Source organism: Sedimentibacter sp. (assembly GCF_032080165.1).
Lineage (GTDB): Bacteria > Bacillota > Clostridia > Tissierellales > Sedimentibacteraceae > Sedimentibacter.
On sequence record NZ_DAMASY010000005.1, the window covers coordinates 221,513 to 239,846 of the forward strand.

Annotated in this window: 17 protein-coding genes; 9 read left to right on the forward strand and 8 right to left on the reverse strand. The window is 34.4% G+C overall.

The window, feature by feature from the left end:
- Positions 1-55 precede the first annotated feature (55 nt).
- The 3 genes from RT412_RS09290 to RT412_RS09300 all read left to right on the forward strand — a co-directional run bounded on the left by RT412_RS09290 (position 56) and on the right by RT412_RS09300 (position 1,268).
- Positions 56-298 carry a LysR substrate-binding domain-containing protein gene (locus tag RT412_RS09290; RefSeq protein WP_313340424.1) on the forward strand — a complete coding sequence of 81 codons (243 nt, stop codon included), beginning with the start codon at positions 56-58 and terminating at the stop codon, positions 296-298.
- Between the two features lie 169 nt (positions 299-467).
- On the forward strand, positions 468-674 hold the full coding sequence (locus tag RT412_RS09295) for a 4Fe-4S dicluster domain-containing protein (RefSeq protein WP_313340287.1): 207 nt from the start codon (positions 468-470) through the stop codon (positions 672-674).
- The gene (locus tag RT412_RS09300; protein ID WP_313340289.1) at positions 675-1,268 is read left to right on the forward strand and encodes a 4Fe-4S binding protein; all 594 of its coding nucleotides are present in this window, start codon (positions 675-677) and stop codon (positions 1,266-1,268) included.
- Positions 1,269-1,362: 94 nt separating this feature from the next.
- On the opposite strand, the gene RT412_RS09305 is transcribed toward RT412_RS09300, so the two are convergent.
- Together RT412_RS09305 and RT412_RS09310 are read right to left on the reverse strand one after the other, a co-directional pair.
- Positions 1,363-1,659: a metalloregulator ArsR/SmtB family transcription factor gene (locus tag RT412_RS09305; protein WP_313340291.1), complete on the reverse strand. Its 297-nt coding sequence runs from the start codon at positions 1,657-1,659 to the stop codon at positions 1,363-1,365.
- An 88-nt stretch (positions 1,660-1,747) separates the two neighbouring features.
- A complete protein-coding gene (locus RT412_RS09310) occupies positions 1,748-2,671 on the reverse strand; it encodes an LD-carboxypeptidase (protein WP_313340293.1) in 924 nt (307 codons plus the stop codon).
- Between the two features lie 288 nt (positions 2,672-2,959).
- Between RT412_RS09310 and RT412_RS09315 the strand changes: the two genes are divergently transcribed.
- Positions 2,960-3,244, forward strand: coding sequence for a hypothetical protein (locus tag RT412_RS09315; protein WP_313340295.1), 285 nt, complete (start codon positions 2,960-2,962; stop codon positions 3,242-3,244).
- A gap of 95 nt (positions 3,245-3,339) precedes the next feature.
- On the opposite strand, the gene RT412_RS09320 is transcribed toward RT412_RS09315, so the two are convergent.
- Both RT412_RS09320 and RT412_RS09325 read right to left on the reverse strand, forming a co-directional pair.
- Positions 3,340-3,918 (reverse strand): cupin domain-containing protein, encoded by a 579-nt coding sequence (locus RT412_RS09320; RefSeq protein ID WP_313340297.1) that lies wholly within the window; start codon positions 3,916-3,918, stop codon positions 3,340-3,342.
- A gap of 82 nt (positions 3,919-4,000) precedes the next feature.
- Positions 4,001-4,168 carry a hypothetical protein gene (locus RT412_RS09325; protein WP_313340299.1) on the reverse strand — a complete coding sequence of 56 codons (168 nt, stop codon included), beginning with the start codon at positions 4,166-4,168 and terminating at the stop codon, positions 4,001-4,003.
- Between the two features lie 198 nt (positions 4,169-4,366).
- Between RT412_RS09325 and RT412_RS09330 the strand changes: the two genes are divergently transcribed.
- Positions 4,367-4,861: a superoxide dismutase family protein gene (locus RT412_RS09330; protein WP_313340425.1), complete on the forward strand. Its 495-nt coding sequence runs from the start codon at positions 4,367-4,369 to the stop codon at positions 4,859-4,861.
- A gap of 55 nt (positions 4,862-4,916) precedes the next feature.
- Here the strand turns inward: RT412_RS09330 and RT412_RS09335 are convergent, their stop codons facing one another.
- Complete coding sequence (locus tag RT412_RS09335) at positions 4,917-5,597, reverse strand: DUF3298 and DUF4163 domain-containing protein (RefSeq protein WP_313340301.1); 681 nt, start codon at positions 5,595-5,597, stop codon at positions 4,917-4,919.
- Positions 5,598-5,833: 236 nt separating this feature from the next.
- Here RT412_RS09335 and RT412_RS09340 point away from each other — a divergent pair, with 236 nt between their 5' ends.
- Together RT412_RS09340 and amrB are read left to right on the forward strand one after the other, a co-directional pair.
- The gene (locus RT412_RS09340) at positions 5,834-10,687 is read left to right on the forward strand and encodes an alpha-2-macroglobulin family protein (protein WP_313340303.1); all 4,854 of its coding nucleotides are present in this window, start codon (positions 5,834-5,836) and stop codon (positions 10,685-10,687) included.
- A 138-nt stretch (positions 10,688-10,825) separates the two neighbouring features.
- Positions 10,826-11,704, forward strand: a complete 879-nt coding sequence (amrB, locus tag RT412_RS09345) for an AmmeMemoRadiSam system protein B (protein ID WP_313340304.1) — start codon at positions 10,826-10,828, stop codon at positions 11,702-11,704.
- A gap of 7 nt (positions 11,705-11,711) precedes the next feature.
- Here amrB and RT412_RS09350 read toward each other — a convergent pair whose 3' ends face one another.
- The 3 genes from RT412_RS09350 to RT412_RS09360 form a co-directional block, all read right to left on the reverse strand.
- Positions 11,712-12,806 carry a threonine synthase gene (locus RT412_RS09350; protein WP_313340306.1) on the reverse strand — a complete coding sequence of 365 codons (1,095 nt, stop codon included), beginning with the start codon at positions 12,804-12,806 and terminating at the stop codon, positions 11,712-11,714.
- Positions 12,806-14,191 carry an MATE family efflux transporter gene (locus RT412_RS09355; protein WP_313340307.1) on the reverse strand — a complete coding sequence of 462 codons (1,386 nt, stop codon included), beginning with the start codon at positions 14,189-14,191 and terminating at the stop codon, positions 12,806-12,808. The genes RT412_RS09350 and RT412_RS09355 overlap by 1 nt, the downstream gene beginning before the upstream one ends.
- A gap of 86 nt (positions 14,192-14,277) precedes the next feature.
- Complete coding sequence (locus RT412_RS09360; protein ID WP_313340308.1) at positions 14,278-15,672, reverse strand: sigma 54-interacting transcriptional regulator; 1,395 nt, start codon at positions 15,670-15,672, stop codon at positions 14,278-14,280.
- 282 nt (positions 15,673-15,954) lie between these two features.
- Here RT412_RS09360 and RT412_RS09365 point away from each other — a divergent pair, with 282 nt between their 5' ends.
- Positions 15,955-17,277 (forward strand): dicarboxylate/amino acid:cation symporter, encoded by a 1,323-nt coding sequence (locus tag RT412_RS09365; RefSeq protein WP_313340310.1) that lies wholly within the window; start codon positions 15,955-15,957, stop codon positions 17,275-17,277.
- 154 nt (positions 17,278-17,431) lie between these two features.
- Positions 17,432-18,334, forward strand: a complete 903-nt coding sequence (locus tag RT412_RS09370; RefSeq protein WP_313340312.1) for a trans-4-hydroxy-L-proline dehydratase activase — start codon at positions 17,432-17,434, stop codon at positions 18,332-18,334.

Consider the following 18,334-nt stretch of genomic DNA (forward strand, 5'->3'; position numbering starts at 1 on the left):
AACCGGATGTTCACAGCGAACTTTTGAAAACTATTTATATCAAAATAACGATTCAATTCTTTCGTTTAATAAAATATTTGAAATAAGCAGTTTTGGAATTATAAAAAAAGTGTTAAAAAATTCGGATGCTATTTCATTTATGTACGAAGAAGTTGCTAAGCGGGAAGTTGAACTTGGTGAATTATCCTATCTTTCATTGAAAGGTTATTCAATTGAAAGACCGTTATATTTCATATATCCTTGCAACAGCTTGATGAAAAAAAGAAATGAAGAATTTTACCGTAATATTACATTATAGCTAAATAAAATATACCACAAGCATCCGGCACCAAATCTTTGAAGGCGTAGACTGAAGATATATCTATGTCTTTTTTATTGGAAAAAAGTACATAAAAAATTTATAGTAACAATATTGATATATTGCAATATTATGATATAATAATCGATGTAATTCAGGGAGGTAATATATGAAAGTAAGAAAAAAGGCTCAAGTTAACATGAAAGGGTGTGTTGCATGCGGAACATGTACAGATGCTTGTCCGTTAAGTGCAATCAATATTGTGGCAGGAGTTTTTGCAGAAGTTGATAAAAATAAATGCGTAGGATGTTCTAAATGTGTAAAAATTTGTCCGGCATCTACAATAGAAATTGTATCAGGTGAAGAGGTGGCATAGATGGAGAAAAATAAAAAGAAATCATGGAATGAATATTTATATATATTTTCGGTTATTTATCTTATATTAGGATTATTTAACATTATTTTTGCCTGGTTAGGGTTAATATGCTTTACCATACCGCTTATAATTTCTATAAAGGGCGGAGGAAAAACCTATTGCAATAAATATTGTGGCAGAGGTCAGCTGTTGAATTTGTTAGGCAATAAATATCAATTATCAAGGAATAAACCTATGCCGCATTTTTTAAAATCCAATATATTCAGATATGGATTTTTAACATTTTTTATGACTATGTTTATGATTATGCTCTTTAACACCTATTTAGTTTTTGCAGGGACATCAAACTTAAAAGAAGTTATTACACTGCTATGGACTTTTAAGGTGCCATGGCATTGGGTTAATACAAATTTTGTTTCATCATGGGTTGCGCAATTTGCATTCGGATTTTACAGTATGATGCTGACTTCTACAATTTTGGGTATTATTACGATGCTATTATATAAACCCCGTTCGTGGTGTGTTTACTGTCCAATGGGCACTATGACTCATGGGATTTCTACTATTAAGTACAATTTAAATAATAAAAATTAATATAACAAATCATAGTATTAATTACTGGGATTTTTATTGGCTTTACTTACAGCATAAGCGAGCGACACCAAATCAAAAATTTGGTGTCAGTCGCTTATTTATATTCTTCGAAAAGAGCTTCAACTAAAGCTTTTACTTTATCGTTGCTGACTCTATAGATAATCTCCAATCCGTTTCTTTCACCTGTTATAATACCATAGCTTCTAAGCTTAGATAGGTGTTGAGAAATAGTTGATTGAGGCATGTTTAAACAGTTTTGAATATTTGACACGTTACAGCCGTTACAGTTTATTAATCCATGTACTATACATAATCTTACGGGATGAGCTAAAGCTTTTAGCATTTCTGCATATTCAATCATAATTTTATCATTATCTTTAAAATTATCCATATTAACCTCCATTGTCAGGTACATAGTTATTATATATAAAATCCCGTAAATTAGCAATATTAGTTTTCAGGTCGCTGAAAAATCTGACCTACAAAGAAACAGTAGGTTCCATAACTGTTAAAGAATTATTGTAAGTATTGAGATTTGCAACCGCACCTATTGGAATAGCCATTTTGTAAATTCCATGACCTGAAGCTAAGTTAGTCATGAGAGGCTTGCCTAACGGTACTATTACTTCGTTTACTAAATCTTCATACGACTTGTCGTAATTTGCATAACAGCCTGAACATTCTCCCATTATAATTCCTGCGCAATCTCTGAGTTTACCTGCGTGAATCAAGTGAGCAAGCATTCTGTAAACACGGCTTGCTGCTTCGTGAGTTTCCTCAATTAATACAATTTTATTTGTAGTATCAACCTCAAAAGGAGTTCCTAATGAATCTACGAACGATGTAAGGTTACCTCCGACTATGGTGCCTGTTACGTTTCCGGGAACTCTGCTTATTAATGGCATTCCGGGAGGATTTTCAAGCCGTCTGGGTGAAGTCAATGTTGATGTTGCCGTAAAAAACTGATTGAAGTTATATGCAGGAGTGGTAGGTCGAAAATCTATTAACAGTAAACTATGAAAGGTAATTAAATCTGCCAATACATACAGAACGTTTAATAATATTGTTATATCACTGTATCCGGTAATAATCGTGGGATTACGTCTTATTAGATCATAATCAAGATAAGGAATAATATCTGATACACCTGTACCACCTCTTGTAGGTATAATAGCTCTGACATTAGGGTTAATAAACATATTCATTAAATCCGATGCTCGTTCTGCCGGTGATGCAGAAACAATACCGGCATCAGAATACACAGTATCACCCACTAAAACATTAAAACCCATTGTTTGAAGGGTTTGTATTCTTGAATCAATTGTTTCGGCATCGCGAGGGCTGCCGAGGGTAACTATTCCTACGGTATCACCGGCTCGTAGAATAGGTGGTCTGATAGCCATTTATATCCTCCTAATAAAAATAATATATGCGTTATCTATCTAATCATTATATGAAAGCATATTAAATTTGGTTAATTATTAAAAAATCTAAAGAAGTTTTACTGTTCAAAATGCTATTGGAATAATACTCATTTTTATTGCGATAGTTTTGCTAAATATACAGGTAAGGCTGAACTAATTATCTTCTCTGACAGAAATTCCCCATCCGGTACATTTAAAATTAAAAATGACCAAATCGACGGAGTTGATTATACAGTCGGAGATTTATCTGTCGGTGGTATTTATAAATTGTCTGAACAAGAAATCAAGATATCAAAGACGAAAACAGAAAAGCTTTATATAAAGGGATTTGATTTAGAAGAATTTATCAAAGATATACAGGTAGGAGCAAAGGTGAAAAGTATTCCCGTAGCTGACAGAATGCGTGAATATGAGGGTAGTGTTAAATATATTTCCCAAATGGCATTTAACAATAATGGTGAAACCATAGTTCCGATTAAAATATTAATAGATAATAATGATTCGTTTTTATCGCCTAATTATAATGTAGATGTCTATATTGAAGTTCAATAGGCAGCCGAAAAAGCCCTCCTGCTTCGGTTGCCTGACTTCCGGCGCCTTACATGATAAACTTTTTCAACAGCCTATATCTTGCTGATTAACATTATTTAAAGGTTTTCTTCTTGTTCTGCAATTTCTATTGTTTCATGTACCGTGCCGTGCGGATGATTAGGGGGCGCATATAATGAGTATAGCTTTAATGGATTATTGCCCATATTGATTAAATTATGCCATTTTCCTGCAGGTATTATAAATATAAAATCATCGTATACCATTTCTTGAAAATCTAAATTGTCTTCGGTGTCTCCCATTAGAACAAGTCCTTGACCGTCTTCAATGCGGATAAATTGATCAGTATCCGGATGCATTTCCAAGCCGATTTCTTCTCCTACAGGAATACTCATTAATGTAAGTTGTAGGTTATCTCCCGTCCATAATGCAGTACGGAAATTATCATTTTGCAGTGTTGCTTCTTTAATATTGACTACAAATGGTTCTGGTCCATAATCTATTAATTCAAGCATTCCGTTATTTTGTGCATAGTTGATGTAATCATTCATTTCCGTAATCATCGGCATATAAGGAAAAACATATTCATTTATAAAATACGGATTATAAGAGGGTGGATTATAGTTATACCAGGGGTAATTGCTGTAATATGGGTCTTGATAAGCTCTGTTATACAAATTTACTCATTCCTTTCTTTTATATATCATAATATCTTATGTTATATAAATCCAAAAGGTGAGATAAACCTCCATTTTTTTATTATTTTAATTTATTTATTATATCTTCAATGTCATCCGTTTTTTTGTATTTTTTTCCTTCCAATTCCACAAAATCATTTAATTCCATATATTGAACAGAATCTGCTCTTATTTGATCCATAGGTTGTTTTGCTTCTGTAAATATTTTTTTATTATATTCTTTTTTCATTTTATATCCTCTTATTTTTCTTTTTATTTTTTCATCTATTGAAGCAAATTAATCGTGGAATAAATTGGACTCTGAAATAAGTGGTTAATCCAACAATCACGTAACTATTTTTTCGATTTTCCATACTATATTATATATTGAAAATTGGAGGATAGTATGTACAAAAATTACAAATGCAATTTTTTAAAAAATGATTTTATGGGGAATAAAGGCATTAATAAACAACGCAGAGCGGCAGCATTTATATCGGGAGGACCGTTAGAACCGGACATAAAGGGTGTGGTAACATTTATAGATGTTACGGGGGGAACCGAAGTTTCCGCCGAAATATACGGTTTACCTCCATATAGCCCTGCAGCGGACGGAAATAGTCCGATAGGTCCATTTGGTTTTCATATACATGAAAACGGTACATGTGATGTAGGAAATCCTGATGAACCTTTTACAGCTGCAGGAGAACATTGGAATCCGGATAATCAACCTCACGGAAACCATGCTGGAGATTTTCCTAATTTATTTTCTAATGACGGATATTCAAGGATGTCATTTTTTACAGATAGATTTAATGTATCCGATATAATCGGAAAATCAATCATCATTCACCAGAACCCTGATGATTCGAGGACGCAGCCGTCAGGAAATTCGGGAAAGAGATTAGCTTGCGGGATAATAAGAGAAATTGTATTGCAATGAGTAAAGGGGGACATGACAGTCCCCTCGGTTGTATGTTCTATGTTTAATTTAGGTTTTAGCAGGATGGATACCATCCTATTGTTTCGTATGGAATTGTAAATACCACTATGCCTGTGGAATAAGGGGCTATATCGTAATGCTGATAGTATATGGACAATCCATCCGGTGAAAGGAAATAATTATCTTCATCAAAATTTTTAATAATTAATCCTTCGTAATCATCAAAGTAAATACCGGGATTTTCTTTTAATCTTTCGTCTGCCTGCTTAATTATTTCAAATGTAAGCTTACGTTTGTAATTTGAACCCCTTTTAAAATAACAATACAGCGGAATTTTTGTGCCCCTGCTCAGCTCGAATGTATCTGAGCTTCTTAAAGTCATACCGTGAGCTCCTCCGGTATACTCATACTTGTCATAATAATAGCTTAAAAAGCAATTATCGTTGTAAGTAATTATATATTCCATATATGCTTCATAGCCGTGGAATGGGTAGTTATTTTCTTGTGAATCTTTATAGTCGTTTACTGCCTGATTGTATAGAAAGTCGGAAACATATCTGTGGTATTCGTTTACCTCAATAGCTATTTGGTTATTTATCATTGCCTGTGCATCCGGGTTATTATGAAGCTTTATAACCGGATACTTGATAGTAAGCTTCATAACATCTACATTATTGTATCTAAAGGTTTCCTCAAAATTTTGCATTCCTATTTCAGCTTTTTTTGACTTATTCATTTAAATCCCTCCTGCATTATACTATGCGGATAATTAATAAAGGTACGAAATAATACTAATTCGCATAAAAAGTTCCCTTGAAGCGAATTAGTATATACTGTTTTCATATGTCGCGGACAAATATTTGTCCGCATTTTAAAATAAAAACAGTAAAAACTAATTACATATTGTGGTAGAAAATTTTCTGAAACTAAAGTATAATGTTGCTGTAATAGTAAATAAAATTGGGGGATATCATGAGTAGAAGAATTTTAGCGTTACTTTTGTGTATCATTTTAATAATAACAGCATGTACTAAGAAGGATAATACTGAGGTTAATCAGCCTGTTGAGGTTGAAAAGGAATATGATGAGAATAAATTTGAGCTTACCGCATTAAAATCGGATAAGCAGGGAATTGATAATTCTACAGGCTTTCAGTTGGTTAGCAAGGATAACATAAGTAAAAGTTATGTTAAGAAAAACCTTCAGATAGTTCCTGAAGAAGAATTTAAAATCGAAGAAATATCCAAAACTGTTTTTAATATCATTCCGTTAAACAGTTTAGAGAATGATAAAATTTATCAGGTCAAGTTAAATGATGAGCCCTACGAATATTCGTGGGCGTTTCAAACGAAGAAAGAATTTAAGGTTGAAAGTACGATTCCCGGCTGTGAGAGCAATTATGTTCCCGTTCATTCCGGCATAGAAATGTATTTTTCCCTTAGCAACCTTAAAGAGATAGATGAATATTTTGAAATTGTACCTGAAGTGGAGGGCCGATTTATCAAAAATGAAAACTCTGTTATTTTTGCGCCCGAAAAATTAGAGAATAATACGAAATATACCGTAACAATTAAAAAAGGCTTTGGATTGGATGACGGCTCCGAGGAACTGAAAGAGGATTATGTTTTAAGCTTTAAGACTGAGCCTGATGAACTTGCTAAAATTTACTTCGAAAACCCTCTGATTAATATAGCCGAAGGCAACGTAAAGGCAATCGGCGCAAATATAAACAATCAATACAATGATGAGGAGTTTACAATAAACATATATCAGTACAAGAGCGATGATGAATTTGCCAACGATATTAATAAATATGCCGCAACGGGCAAGTTTCCTGATGATGTCAAAAACGGCAGCAGATTAACCAATATAAATACAATAAATCAAAAACCCTTTGTTGATACAGAATTTTCTTATAGCTCCAAAGCATTGTTTGAATTACCCGGCGAACTGAAAAAAGGTTATTATTTATTGGAGTTCAGCGTAGAAGGTACGAGCTCCTGTTTGTTCATGCAGATAAACGATATGATGCTGTACAATGCAATTTTTGGAGAGCAGATTTTAGTGTATGCAATAGACAGCATTACCAGCAAGGGTATTAAAAATGCCGGTGTATTTCTAAATGGTGAAAAGATAGGCGTGACTGACGAAAACGGAGCATTGGCAATAAACAAAAAAGCTGAGGATTATAAAACGATATTTATGAGGCTTGAAGCTGATGGCTACAATGATTTTATTTATGCTGACGGTGAATTGTTTAAATACTATTATTACAGAGACATGAACTATGCGGCAGAATATTTCAGGTATATAGATACGGACAGACCCGTATACATGCCTACAGACATCGTCAACGTGTGGGGATTTGCGAGACGCAGGCACGAGGGTGCCGTAAATAAGGTCAGAATAGATCTTGTGGAGACGTATACGGGAATGGCTGTAGACAGTAAGGAAGCTGACTTAACGGATATCGGCACATATGAAACTAAATTTGAATTAAAAAATGCGGCATCAGGCGGACTGCGTATTGATGTATACGACAATGATTTCCAGATATCTTCGGAATATGTGGAAGTGAGAAAGTACACTAAGCCCTTGTACACAATGAGCGGCGAGTTGAGCAAAAAAGTTATGTACAGCGGTGATGATTTAACGTATAAAATTAATGCTGACTTCTTTGACGGGAATCCCGTTCCTGATTTAAAAGTGAGAGTGAATACATATGGTTATGGCGGATACGGATTTATAGATTACAGCAATACGGAACAGGAAGTAATATTAAGTGAAAACGGAGAAAAAACCTTCAATATAAATACTGCGGTTAAGAGTATGGGCTGGAGACCTGTAACTGTAAATATCAGCAGCTACAACAAGGAAGCGGAAGATATGGCGGTAAACCTGTATGACAGCTTCAGTGTTTTTCCAAATAATAAAATGCTTGAGATGGACAGGAATGCTGATAATCCTACTACAGTGGACATTATGCTCCATGAGCTAATAATCAAGGATTACAATGCAGATTATGTTGATTTCGACTCTTTAAGAGGTAAAACTTTAGATGCACCTGTCAACGTAATGATGACGGAAATATATTATGAAAAGGAAAAGGCAGGGGAACACTACGACTTCATAAACAAGGTTAATCAGATATATTATAATTACAACAGAATTGAAAATACAGTCTATAATGAAAATGTAGATATTGTCGGAGGTGTTGCGAATGTACAGATACCTAATTTTGATAAGGACAAAAGCTACAAAATAACAGCATCATATTATGATGTAAATGGAACGATTCAGGAGGAAACGTATATTGGTGGAATATACACACCATACAGCAGATTGTCCTACAGCTTAGAGAAAGATGACGACAAGGAATACTACAGATTAAACGAGAATGTCAGCATGAAGTTAGTATACGATAATACTGACATAAACGACAGCGACAACGACAATCTCATATTGCTGTTTGCACGTAACGGACTGGTTGACTACATTAATTTTGACAGTACAAAAATACAATTCCCTTTCAAGGAGGATTATATTTCAAGAGTATTAATACAAGGAATATACATCAAGAACGGATATATGTATCCTGTTGATAATTATATAGCATATGATGTGACAGAAAGACAAATGTATTTTGATGTTGCAACCGATAAGGAGGAATACAAGCCGGGGGAGGAAGCGACCTTTAGTATACATGCATTTGATGAGAACAACAGACCATGCGTAGCGGATATAAATATAAGTGTCGTAGATGAAGCGTATTTTGCCGTATTTGAAAAGAATGTAAATACCTTAAATGATTTATATTTTGGTCCATACAGATATGCGTGGTATCCCGGGGTTATTAAATCATATCTTTCTAATGTTGATCCGTACACCGACGGTCCCGGCATGGCAGAAATGGGAGGCGGCGGCGGTAATGACAATGCGTTCAGAGATGATTTTGACGACACGACTGCTTTCACATCTGTGACCACCGATAAGGACGGTAAGGCAGACGTAAAATTTAAGCTGCCTGACAATCTGACATCCTGGAGGATAACGTACCAGGGTATATCAGATAAGCTTTATGTGGGCAGCGGTACAAAAAATATAACTGTCAGCCTTCCATTTTTTGTGGATTTAATAATGGGTGAGGAATATCTTAAGGACGATAATATCAATGTATCCTTAAGAACCTTCGGAACCGCTGCTGTTGCAGGTGAAGAGGTAAATTACAACGTAAGCGTTGTAAACAAAGAAACAGGTAAGAAAACGGTTGTAAATCAAAAAGGTGTAATAGGTGATTATACCAATATTTTGTTAGGCAAGCTGGATGAAGGAATTTATGAAATATATGTGGACGCAGGCAGTAAAAACAATAAGGATGCTATAAAGGAAGAATTCTCAGTCGTGGAATCTTACGTTTATTTTAACAATACGGATTACTATAAGCTTACCGAACAAACGGTATTGGATGAGGTATATTCTAATCCTGTTATAACATTGTTTAATGAAAGCCGTTCCGATTTTTATAACAGCTTGGATCTGATTTCCTCAGGCGGAGGGCGAAGAATTGATCAGACAGTTTGTTCATTGATTGCTAAAAAATATATAAATGATTACTTTAAAACGAATATAGACTTTTCTGAGGAGGAGTTCAGGGCTAAAATAAGCGAATATGAATCATCGATTAATCAGGGATACATGGGATATAAGCTGTTGCCGTATTCTGAAGAGGATATTGAGATAACGGTCAAATTAGCCAATTTAGTTGATGATGAATACTTAAATACTAAATTCAAAGTTTGCTTTGAAAATACATTGAAAAGAACTGAGGATTATAATACCGATGTTTCCGCAGCGCTATGGGGACTCAGCAAATATAAGGAGCCTGTGCTGCTTAAAATTTATGATTTGCTGGAGAATAACAAATCCGGCTTGGAGAACAGAGATAAGATATATCTTTCATTGGCTTTGGCAGAGCTGGGAGATAAGAAAACGGCAAACAAGTATTATAAAGAATTCATAGACGGCTCATCAAAAACAGGTGATTATCTGTACTATGACAACAAACAGAATGATACGGATAATTATGAAATAACCGCACTTTTATCGGTGCTGGGCGGAAAGCTTAAGAATTTTGATACCGGAGATAAGCTGTTCAGATATATATATAACAAGCCATCTAAAAATACATTGAGCAACTTTGAACAATTAATATACATTATGAACAGGGACATCATGAAATTAGATGAAATCAAGGATTTGTCCGGAGAAGTGACAATAACGGCAGACGGTACTAAAAAAACATATAAATTGAAGCTGTTTGACCGAGAAAGCTTTGCAATCACTAAGGATAAAATAAAGGATATTAAATTTAGCGGTATCAAAGGGAGTATTGCGTGCAAAGTCGATGCGTTGGGAAATAAGGATGATTTAGATAAAAATAAATCCGATGAAATGTTTATTGACATAAGCTATGAGCTTAGTGGTACGGCATCGGAGCAAAAAGAATACAATCAGTCAGACCTTGTAACAGTGACCATAACTCCAAGCATTGTTCCCGCTGTTGAATACGGAAGCTACGAAATAACCTATGTAGTTCCGTCGGGTTTCAGATATGTCAAGGCAGGCATTGAGGATTACCGGGCTTATGCTGACGGCCAAAAACTTACATTTTATTATCATTACGACAAGGATCAGCCTGTGAGACCGATTGAATTCTATATGCAGGCAGCTCAAAAGGGAGAATATACCGTTGATTATGCCGTAATAAAGGAAAGTATAGAAGCTAAATTAAATTATGTTGATAAAACAAGTTTAACCATAAATTAGCAGGCTGCTGAAAAGCCCCCCTGCGTCGTTGCCGTTCGTCCGGTCAATCCTCACGTATGTCTAATACGCTGCGGTTGCCCGGCCTTCGGCGCCTTGCAGGATAAACTTTTTCATCAGCCTGCAGAATAGAGGAAAGCATTGAAGAAAATATTTTTAGTAGTCTTTTTAATAATAGCGGTATTTGTAATAACTGACCTGAAACCGTCTCCGCAGACAGAAAATAATATTAATTTTAACAGTAAAAATAATATAGAATGCTTATATTATGATCCTGTTGATTTTGTTAATATTAAACAATTTGAATTATATAACCACGGAGCCGCCATACGCGGCTCCATACTTCCTCATCACCTGCTTGCAAGCGACCTGATACATGAGGTTTTTCAGAATATAAGAAAACAGCAATATGAAACGGTGGTTTTAATAGGTCCGGACCATGAAAGTATTTTAATGGGAAAAGTTTTTACTACATTAAAGGATTGGCAAACACCCATGGGTGTGTTAAGAACGGAACAAAATATTACAAGAGAGCTGTTGCAAAATGACTTTTTGATAGAAGACGACAGTAAGCTGACGAAAGAGCATTCCATTTCAAGTATTGTTCCGTTCGTAAAGTATTACATGGATGATGTAAAAATAGTAACATTAGCCATGACTAAGCAGACAAAGTTAGAGGATGTAGAAAAATTAGTTGATGACTTAAGTTGTTTGGTGGACACAGATAAAACACTGTTTATTTCGTCAGTTGATTTTTCGCACTACCTTGATTTAGAATGCGCGAACCAAATGGATGCAATCAGCATGGAGGCAATTAACAGCAAAGACATTAACAAAATTATGTCCTTCACCAATGACAACCTGGATTCACCTGTAAGTATTGTAATAATGCTTAAATTAATGGATAAATTGTATGAAGCTGATATACATATGTTAAACCACAGCAATTCGGAGCTTATTGTTCAACAGCAGATGGATGAAACAACAAGCTATATTACTTATATTTTTACTTATGATTAAGACGTTATTAATGGTCTGATTTTAGTCCTGCTCCGCACATCGGTATTAAGGAATCAGGCGTCTTTCCGTATAATTCACAATATTTCAGATATGCCGCATAGGTTGCTGCCGTGGTATGCTCGCAGTAAATACCTTTTGCCGTAAGGGCAGCTCTCGCATTTAAAATTTGATTTTCAGGTGCGGTAATCATCTTGATATTATATTTATAAGTATATTCTAAGATTTCTTCACCTCTCATGGGGACACCTATTGCAATTCCTTCGGCCAAGGTCGGTTGAGGCGATATTACAGCAGGGTGTTTTTCTTTGCTTTCAAAAGCTTTTACGAAAGGATCACAATTTTCGCTCTGCACTGCGATAATGTTTGGCATTTTGTGGATAATATTACTTTCGATTAATTCTTCCAGACCCTTAATTATTCCAATGAACAATGTGCCGTTTCCCACCGGAACAAATATATTTTGAGGGATTCTGTCAAGCTGTTCATATACCTCGTATATATATGTCTTTGTTCCTTCGTAGAAAAACGGATTGTATACATGGTTGGCATAATATTTTCCTTCTGCTTCAACTTTTGACCGGCATACATCCGCACAATTATCCCTTGAACCGGGAACCACATTTACACGTGCATTATGAGATTTAATCATATCGATTTTTTTAGGAGACGTTCCTTCCGGAACAAAGATTTCACAGTCAATATTTGCTTTGGCACAATATGCAGCTACGCTGTTTCCGGCATTACCGCTTGAGTCCTGTACTACGGAGCCGACACCTATTGATTTACAATGAGATATTAAAACAGCTGCACCTCTGTCTTTAAAAGACAGTGTGGGCATGAAGTAATCCATTTTTAAAATTACGTCTTCATTGAACCGGATAATTGGAGTCATACCTTCTCCAAGTGAAATATTTCTCCACTGTTCATCCAATAAGGGCATAAAATTACGATAACGGAAGATACTCCATGTATTTTTATCAATTAAAGACAAATCAAATTTAGGAGGCTTAAAATCAAGCATAAACAGACCTCCGCAATCGCATTTTGCTTTATAGGTTGTAACCTCTTCTGCAGCATTGCATTTCGAACAAATATATTTCATTAATTTCCTCCTTGCATTTGCTCCGGATGACTTAAAGTACTTTCTTTCATTATTTTAACAAATGCTATCTTGAACCATATATACAATATAATTCCTTTGAAAATTGACGATACGCTGATGCTCCACCATACACCTGAAAGTCCGATTGCGGAGCCAAGCAATATGGCTGAAGGAATTCTTAGTGCATTTAAAATAATGCCGTTAACAGTTGGAGGAACCGTCCTGCCCAATCCGTTGAATGCGCCTGTGGTTCCTATTTCTATACTCATAAAAAATTGTGACAGTCCCAAAATTTTCAGATATATTATCCCCTCTTTAATGGCTGCAGGGTCCTCCGGAACAAATAAAGTAAACAGCATTTCAGCTCCGAAAATTAAAAGCAGGGTAGAAAAAATCCCCAAGACGCCTAATACCTGAATACCTTTATGATAGCCGTCCTTTATCCGTTGAAGCTTACCGGCTCCGTAGTTTTGACCCGTAAAAGCTGATATGGCGGCAGAAAATCCGTCTGCCGTCATCCAGGTTATTGATTCGATTTGTGAGCCGATGCTTTGAACAGCAACTGCTACCGGACCAAATCCTGCGATAATTTTTGTTATAATCATACTTATAACCGCGTGCAATCCCATTTGCATAGCAGGTGGAATACCTATTTTTACAATCTCTCTGAGTATGCTAATTTCAGGCTTTACAAACAAATTTACATTAGAGTAAATAGTGTTATATATTTTTCCGATTGCAAAAAACAATAATGATACGAAAAATTGCGATAATATGGTTGCTAATGCAGCTCCTTTTATACCTAATGCAGGTATGGGACCAAGTCCGAATATCAATAGGGGATCTATTAATATATTGGCAATCAATCCTATTGTATTAATCTTAAAAGGTGTGATGCTGTTTCCGGAGCTGTTTAAAATAGTTGAAAATATGGGGTTCAAAAAATGAAATATTATTCCTGTAGAAACTATAGTTAAATACTCAACTGCCATTTTTATAACTTCAGCATCCTGTAAATTAAAAAAACCTATTATATGGTGTCTGAAAACAAATAAAAACAAAGAGTACAAAAGTGCTATTGTAATATCTAACTGAAAACCGTTAAAAATATATTTTTTTGCACCCTCTAAATCGTTTCTACCGTAGCTTTGTGCTACATTTACTCCAACTCCTATTTGAGTAATCATAACTAATGATGCTCCAAACCATAAAAAGAATCCGGCTGCTCCTGCCGCGGCAACAGCATTTGTACTGAGTCGTCCCAGCCATATGATATCGGTTAAATTGTACGCCATCTGTATAAAGGAGGTACCCATTATAGGAAGTGCCAATTTTACCAACGTACTCAGTATTTTGCCTTCTGTTAAATTCGTATTATTGCTCATTTATTTTCCTTTTCTTAAAAAATATATTATTTAGTTTAACTGATAATTTTATTTATACAAGCTTGTATTTAATGGTATTAATAAGTTTATTCCGCACTTTTATCAAGCTTAATATTAAGTTTATCCATTTTATAATAAAGTGACTGCCGTGGTATACATAATTTTTTAGCTGCTTTAGAGATGTTGTAATCATATTTTTTCAATGTTTTTATTATTATATTTCTTTCAAATAGGTTTAATTGCTCACTTAATGGTTTCGAAGAAAACTGATTGTCTAAGCCGGCTTCTATATTTTCATTCAGATGATTATTTTTTTCTTTATCCATATATAAATAATCGGGCAAATCTTTTTCTTTGATTAAATTATTTTCTGTTATATTGATTGCATGCTCGATTAAATGTCTTAGCTCTCTCACGTTGCCCGGCCAATTATAATTTTTCATAAAATCAAGCACTTCATCTGAAAAGCCCACTACACTTTTATTTAGTTCATCATTGAAATAATTTAAAAAGTGAATACTCAACTCAACTATATCGCTTTTATTTTCCCTTAAAGGTTTTAAATTGAAGCTGATAGCATTTAATCTATAAAACAAGTCGTTTCTTAAATTACCTTTGGCTATTGCATCATATGGATTTTCATTTAAAGCAGCGACTACTCTTACGTCTACATCGTGTGTTTTATTTTCTCCTAATCTTCTTATATGTCCCTCTTGTAAAAATCTTAATAGCTTTGCTTGAAGCGTAATATCCATTGAATTAATTTCATCTAAAAACAATGTACCGCCATTTGCAGCTTCGATCAGACCCTTTGAGTCCCTTGCTCCTGTGAAGCTTCCTAATGTAGTTCCAAACAATATGCTTTCGAATAACGTTCCCGGTATTGCAGCACAGTTTTGTGCAATAAACGGTTTATTATGCCTGTGACTTTCATTATGCAGACACTGTACAACCAATTCTTTACCTGTTCCGGTTTCACCGTAAATCAGGACGGGAGAATTACTGTTGGCAGTTTTAAGTATTTTGCTTTTTAAATCTTTTATTTCCTTACTGCTCCCGATAATATCGTTAAGGGTATAAACTGCTTTGCCTGTAAATTCTTTTCTTTTTTTATTATGATCTAAACTATTATATCTTTCTACATCGTAAAATATTTCAAGAACCCCTTCAAGCACACCGTTTTCATAAAATGGTATAGTACTTGAAAGAATAGTAACCAATTTATTTTGGTAATTATAATATTTTTGAACATAATTTTTTAAACCTTCGCCTGTTTTTAACGTCTTCATAATTGTACTTGTTTCTTCAGTAAGACGGGGGAAAATATCAAGCACATGCTTTCCTACAGCGTTTTCAACCTTTAAGCCGGCAAGATCATTAATTGATTGATTGTAAAATAAAACTTTACCGTTTTTATCAACGATAAATATACCACAGTAAAGATTTTCTGAAATTAACTTTAATATATTTTTATAATCCATAGCTCTCACCTTGATAAGTTTTAAATATTTTATCATAAAAAAACATATAATGATATATCTTTTTACGGTTGTCATAAAAACATGACAATTATGTATAGAAAATTTGTCACATTTTAATTTTAGTTTTTTTAAACATTTGCAAACTAAAGCTATTGCAGCAATTAAATTTTATGCAAGCTTTGGTATAATTCTTGCATAAAATATTAATGGAAAACATTATCTAAGGGAGGGTAGCGTTATTATTTAGAACTTATAAAAAAAGTCTATTAGGAGGGGATTATATTGAGCAATAATAGAAATCAAAAAGCAAAATTTTTAGGTTGGTATTTTAATACCTCACTTGTTTGGAGAGTTTTAATTGCACTCATTTTAGGTGCTATAGTAGGTACTGTAGCAGGACCTAAGATTATAGTTATTGAACCATTTGGCACATTAATGCTTAAATTGTTGCAATTAGTTATACTGCCGCTTATTTTCTTTGCTATTGTAGTTGGTGTAGGTGGAACTCCCGCTTCCAAGATGGGAAGGATATCATGGAAAATAATGTCTTATTACTTGTTAACTACACTGTGTGCAGCAGCATTTGGACTTATTTTAGGTTATATATTCAAGCCTGGTCTGGGAGCAAATATTATGGGCACGGCAAATGTTGAAATTGTTGCTTCTGAAGCTCCATCCGTGGGGAATATTTTAGTGAATATGGTACCGAACAATGCAGTAGCAGCTTTTGCCGGCGGCAACTATTTACAGGTTCTGATTTTCGGACTTTTAGTAGGACTTGCAATTTCAGTATTAAGTGACAGCACAAACGAAAGGGTCAAAGAAACCGTAAAAGTTTTCATGGATTTTTGCGAAGGCGGCTCAGAAATAATGTATAAAATAACTAAGGGAGTTCTTGAATATACTCCTGTAGGTATATTTGCATTGATTTCTGTTCTTTTTGCAACACAGGGATTTGAAGTAATAGGTTCACTTGGTAAATTAATAGCGGCTTGTTATATAGGATACATATTACAAATATTGGTAGTGTATGGCGGACTATTGACTTTATTTAAGATGAGCTATAAAAAGTTTATAATGAATATAAGAAATGTTATGCTTATGGCTTTTGCGACCAGAAGCAGCAACTCAGTGCTTCCTGTAACTATAAGCACTTGTGAGGAAAGGTTAGGCATATCAAGAACTGTTGCCGGATTCACCCTTCCTTTGGGAGCTCAGGTAAACATGGATGGGGAAGCTTATTATCAAATTATATCAGTAATGTTTGTTGCTAATGCGATTGGCATAGAATTAACATTTACAAATCAGATATTAATGATTTTAGCAGTTACTTTAGGCTCCATCGGTACTGCCGGTATCGCAGGTTCAGGTCCTGTTGTATTGATGGCAGTACTGGGTATGGTTGGTCTTCCTGCGGAACCGGGTTCTGCTGCAGCCGCAGCGTTTGCTTTAATATTAGGTATTGATGTTATCCTTGATATGGGAAGAACAACTACAAATGTAACAGGCGATGCTGTTGGAACAACCATAGTTGCAAAGACAGAAGATATGATGGATTACAGTAAATGGGATAATTATAAGAAAGTAAAAGCTGAAAACGTATAAATAAGATAATATTAAATTATTCAAAGGGGCAATATGCTATTTCAACGTGGCATATTGTCTTTATATTATTCTTCGGAAGTATATTTAAGAAATCATTTTATTTTTGGCAAGAAAATTGCATGTATATAATTGATTAAACTATTTTGGAGTAAAAATGAGTACAGCTACTATATTTAACATTCAGAAGTTTTCTATTCATGATGGTCCGGGTATAAGAACCACAGTATTTTTCAAGGGATGTCCTTTAAAATGCTTATGGTGCCATAATCCGGAAAGTCAGGAAAATAAAAAGCAAATATTATATGATACTGAAAAATGTGTTCTGTGCGGAACATGTGTAAAGGTGTGCCCGCAAGATGCTATTAAAATTGAAAACAATGTACTTACAACCGATATGGATAAGTGTGATTTCTGCGGTCTTTGTGAAATCTACTGCATTCAGGAAGCAAGGCAGGTTGTTGGAAAGGACTATAATGTAGGAGAAATATTGAAGGAAGTATTAAAGGACAGGATTTTTTATGAAAAATCTAATGGAGGAGTTACTGTTTCCGGTGGCGAGCCATTAATGTACGTAGATTTTATAGAGGAGCTGTTTAAAAAATTAAAGGAAGAAAATATCCATACTGCTGTTGATACAAGTGGCGCAGTTAATTTCAAAAACTTAGAAAGAATTGCTGAATATACAGATTTGTTTTTATACGATATTAAGCTTATGGATGATGAAAAACACAATGAGTATATAAAAGCTTCAAATAAAACAATCTTAGAAAATCTGAAAAAATTATCAAAAATTCATAATAACATAAATATCAGATTACCAATTGTTGAAGGAGTAAATGCAGATATTGCTCACATTGAAAAAACAATTGATTTTATAAAGGACTTAAATATCAAAAAAGTTAATTTGCTTCCATATCACGACATAGCTAAGCACAAATATAAAAAATTAGGCATAGATTACGAGGAAGAAAAAATGTCTAAGCCGTCAGAAGAAAAAATGCAATGTTTTGTGTCTATGTTTGAAAGTAAGGGTTATGAAGTAAAAATAGGAGGTTAG

What these genes read in the sequence shown, in the direction of transcription:
- RT412_RS09305 (WP_313340291.1), bottom strand. Translation starts at nt 1,659, where the DNA reads ATGGATAATTTTAAAGATAATGATAAAATTATGATTGAATATGCAGAA.
- RT412_RS09340 (WP_313340303.1), top strand. Translation starts at nt 5,834, where the DNA reads ATGAGTAGAAGAATTTTAGCGTTACTTTTGTGTATCATTTTAATAATA.
- RT412_RS09355 (WP_313340307.1), bottom strand. Translation starts at nt 14,191, where the DNA reads ATGAGCAATAATACGAATTTAACAGAAGGCAAAATACTGAGTACGTTG.
- RT412_RS09295 (WP_313340287.1), top strand. Translation starts at nt 468, where the DNA reads ATGAAAGTAAGAAAAAAGGCTCAAGTTAACATGAAAGGGTGTGTTGCA.
- RT412_RS09360 (WP_313340308.1), bottom strand. Translation starts at nt 15,672, where the DNA reads ATGGATTATAAAAATATATTAAAGTTAATTTCAGAAAATCTTTACTGT.
- RT412_RS09300 (WP_313340289.1), top strand. Translation starts at nt 675, where the DNA reads ATGGAGAAAAATAAAAAGAAATCATGGAATGAATATTTATATATATTT.
- RT412_RS09335 (WP_313340301.1), bottom strand. Translation starts at nt 5,597, where the DNA reads ATGAATAAGTCAAAAAAAGCTGAAATAGGAATGCAAAATTTTGAGGAA.
- RT412_RS09370 (WP_313340312.1), top strand. Translation starts at nt 17,432, where the DNA reads ATGAGTACAGCTACTATATTTAACATTCAGAAGTTTTCTATTCATGAT.
- RT412_RS09330 (WP_313340425.1), top strand. Translation starts at nt 4,367, where the DNA reads ATGGGGAATAAAGGCATTAATAAACAACGCAGAGCGGCAGCATTTATA.
- RT412_RS09350 (WP_313340306.1), bottom strand. Translation starts at nt 12,806, where the DNA reads ATGAAATATATTTGTTCGAAATGCAATGCTGCAGAAGAGGTTACAACC.
- RT412_RS09325 (WP_313340299.1), bottom strand. Translation starts at nt 4,168, where the DNA reads ATGAAAAAAGAATATAATAAAAAAATATTTACAGAAGCAAAACAACCT.
- RT412_RS09310 (WP_313340293.1), bottom strand. Translation starts at nt 2,671, where the DNA reads ATGGCTATCAGACCACCTATTCTACGAGCCGGTGATACCGTAGGAATA.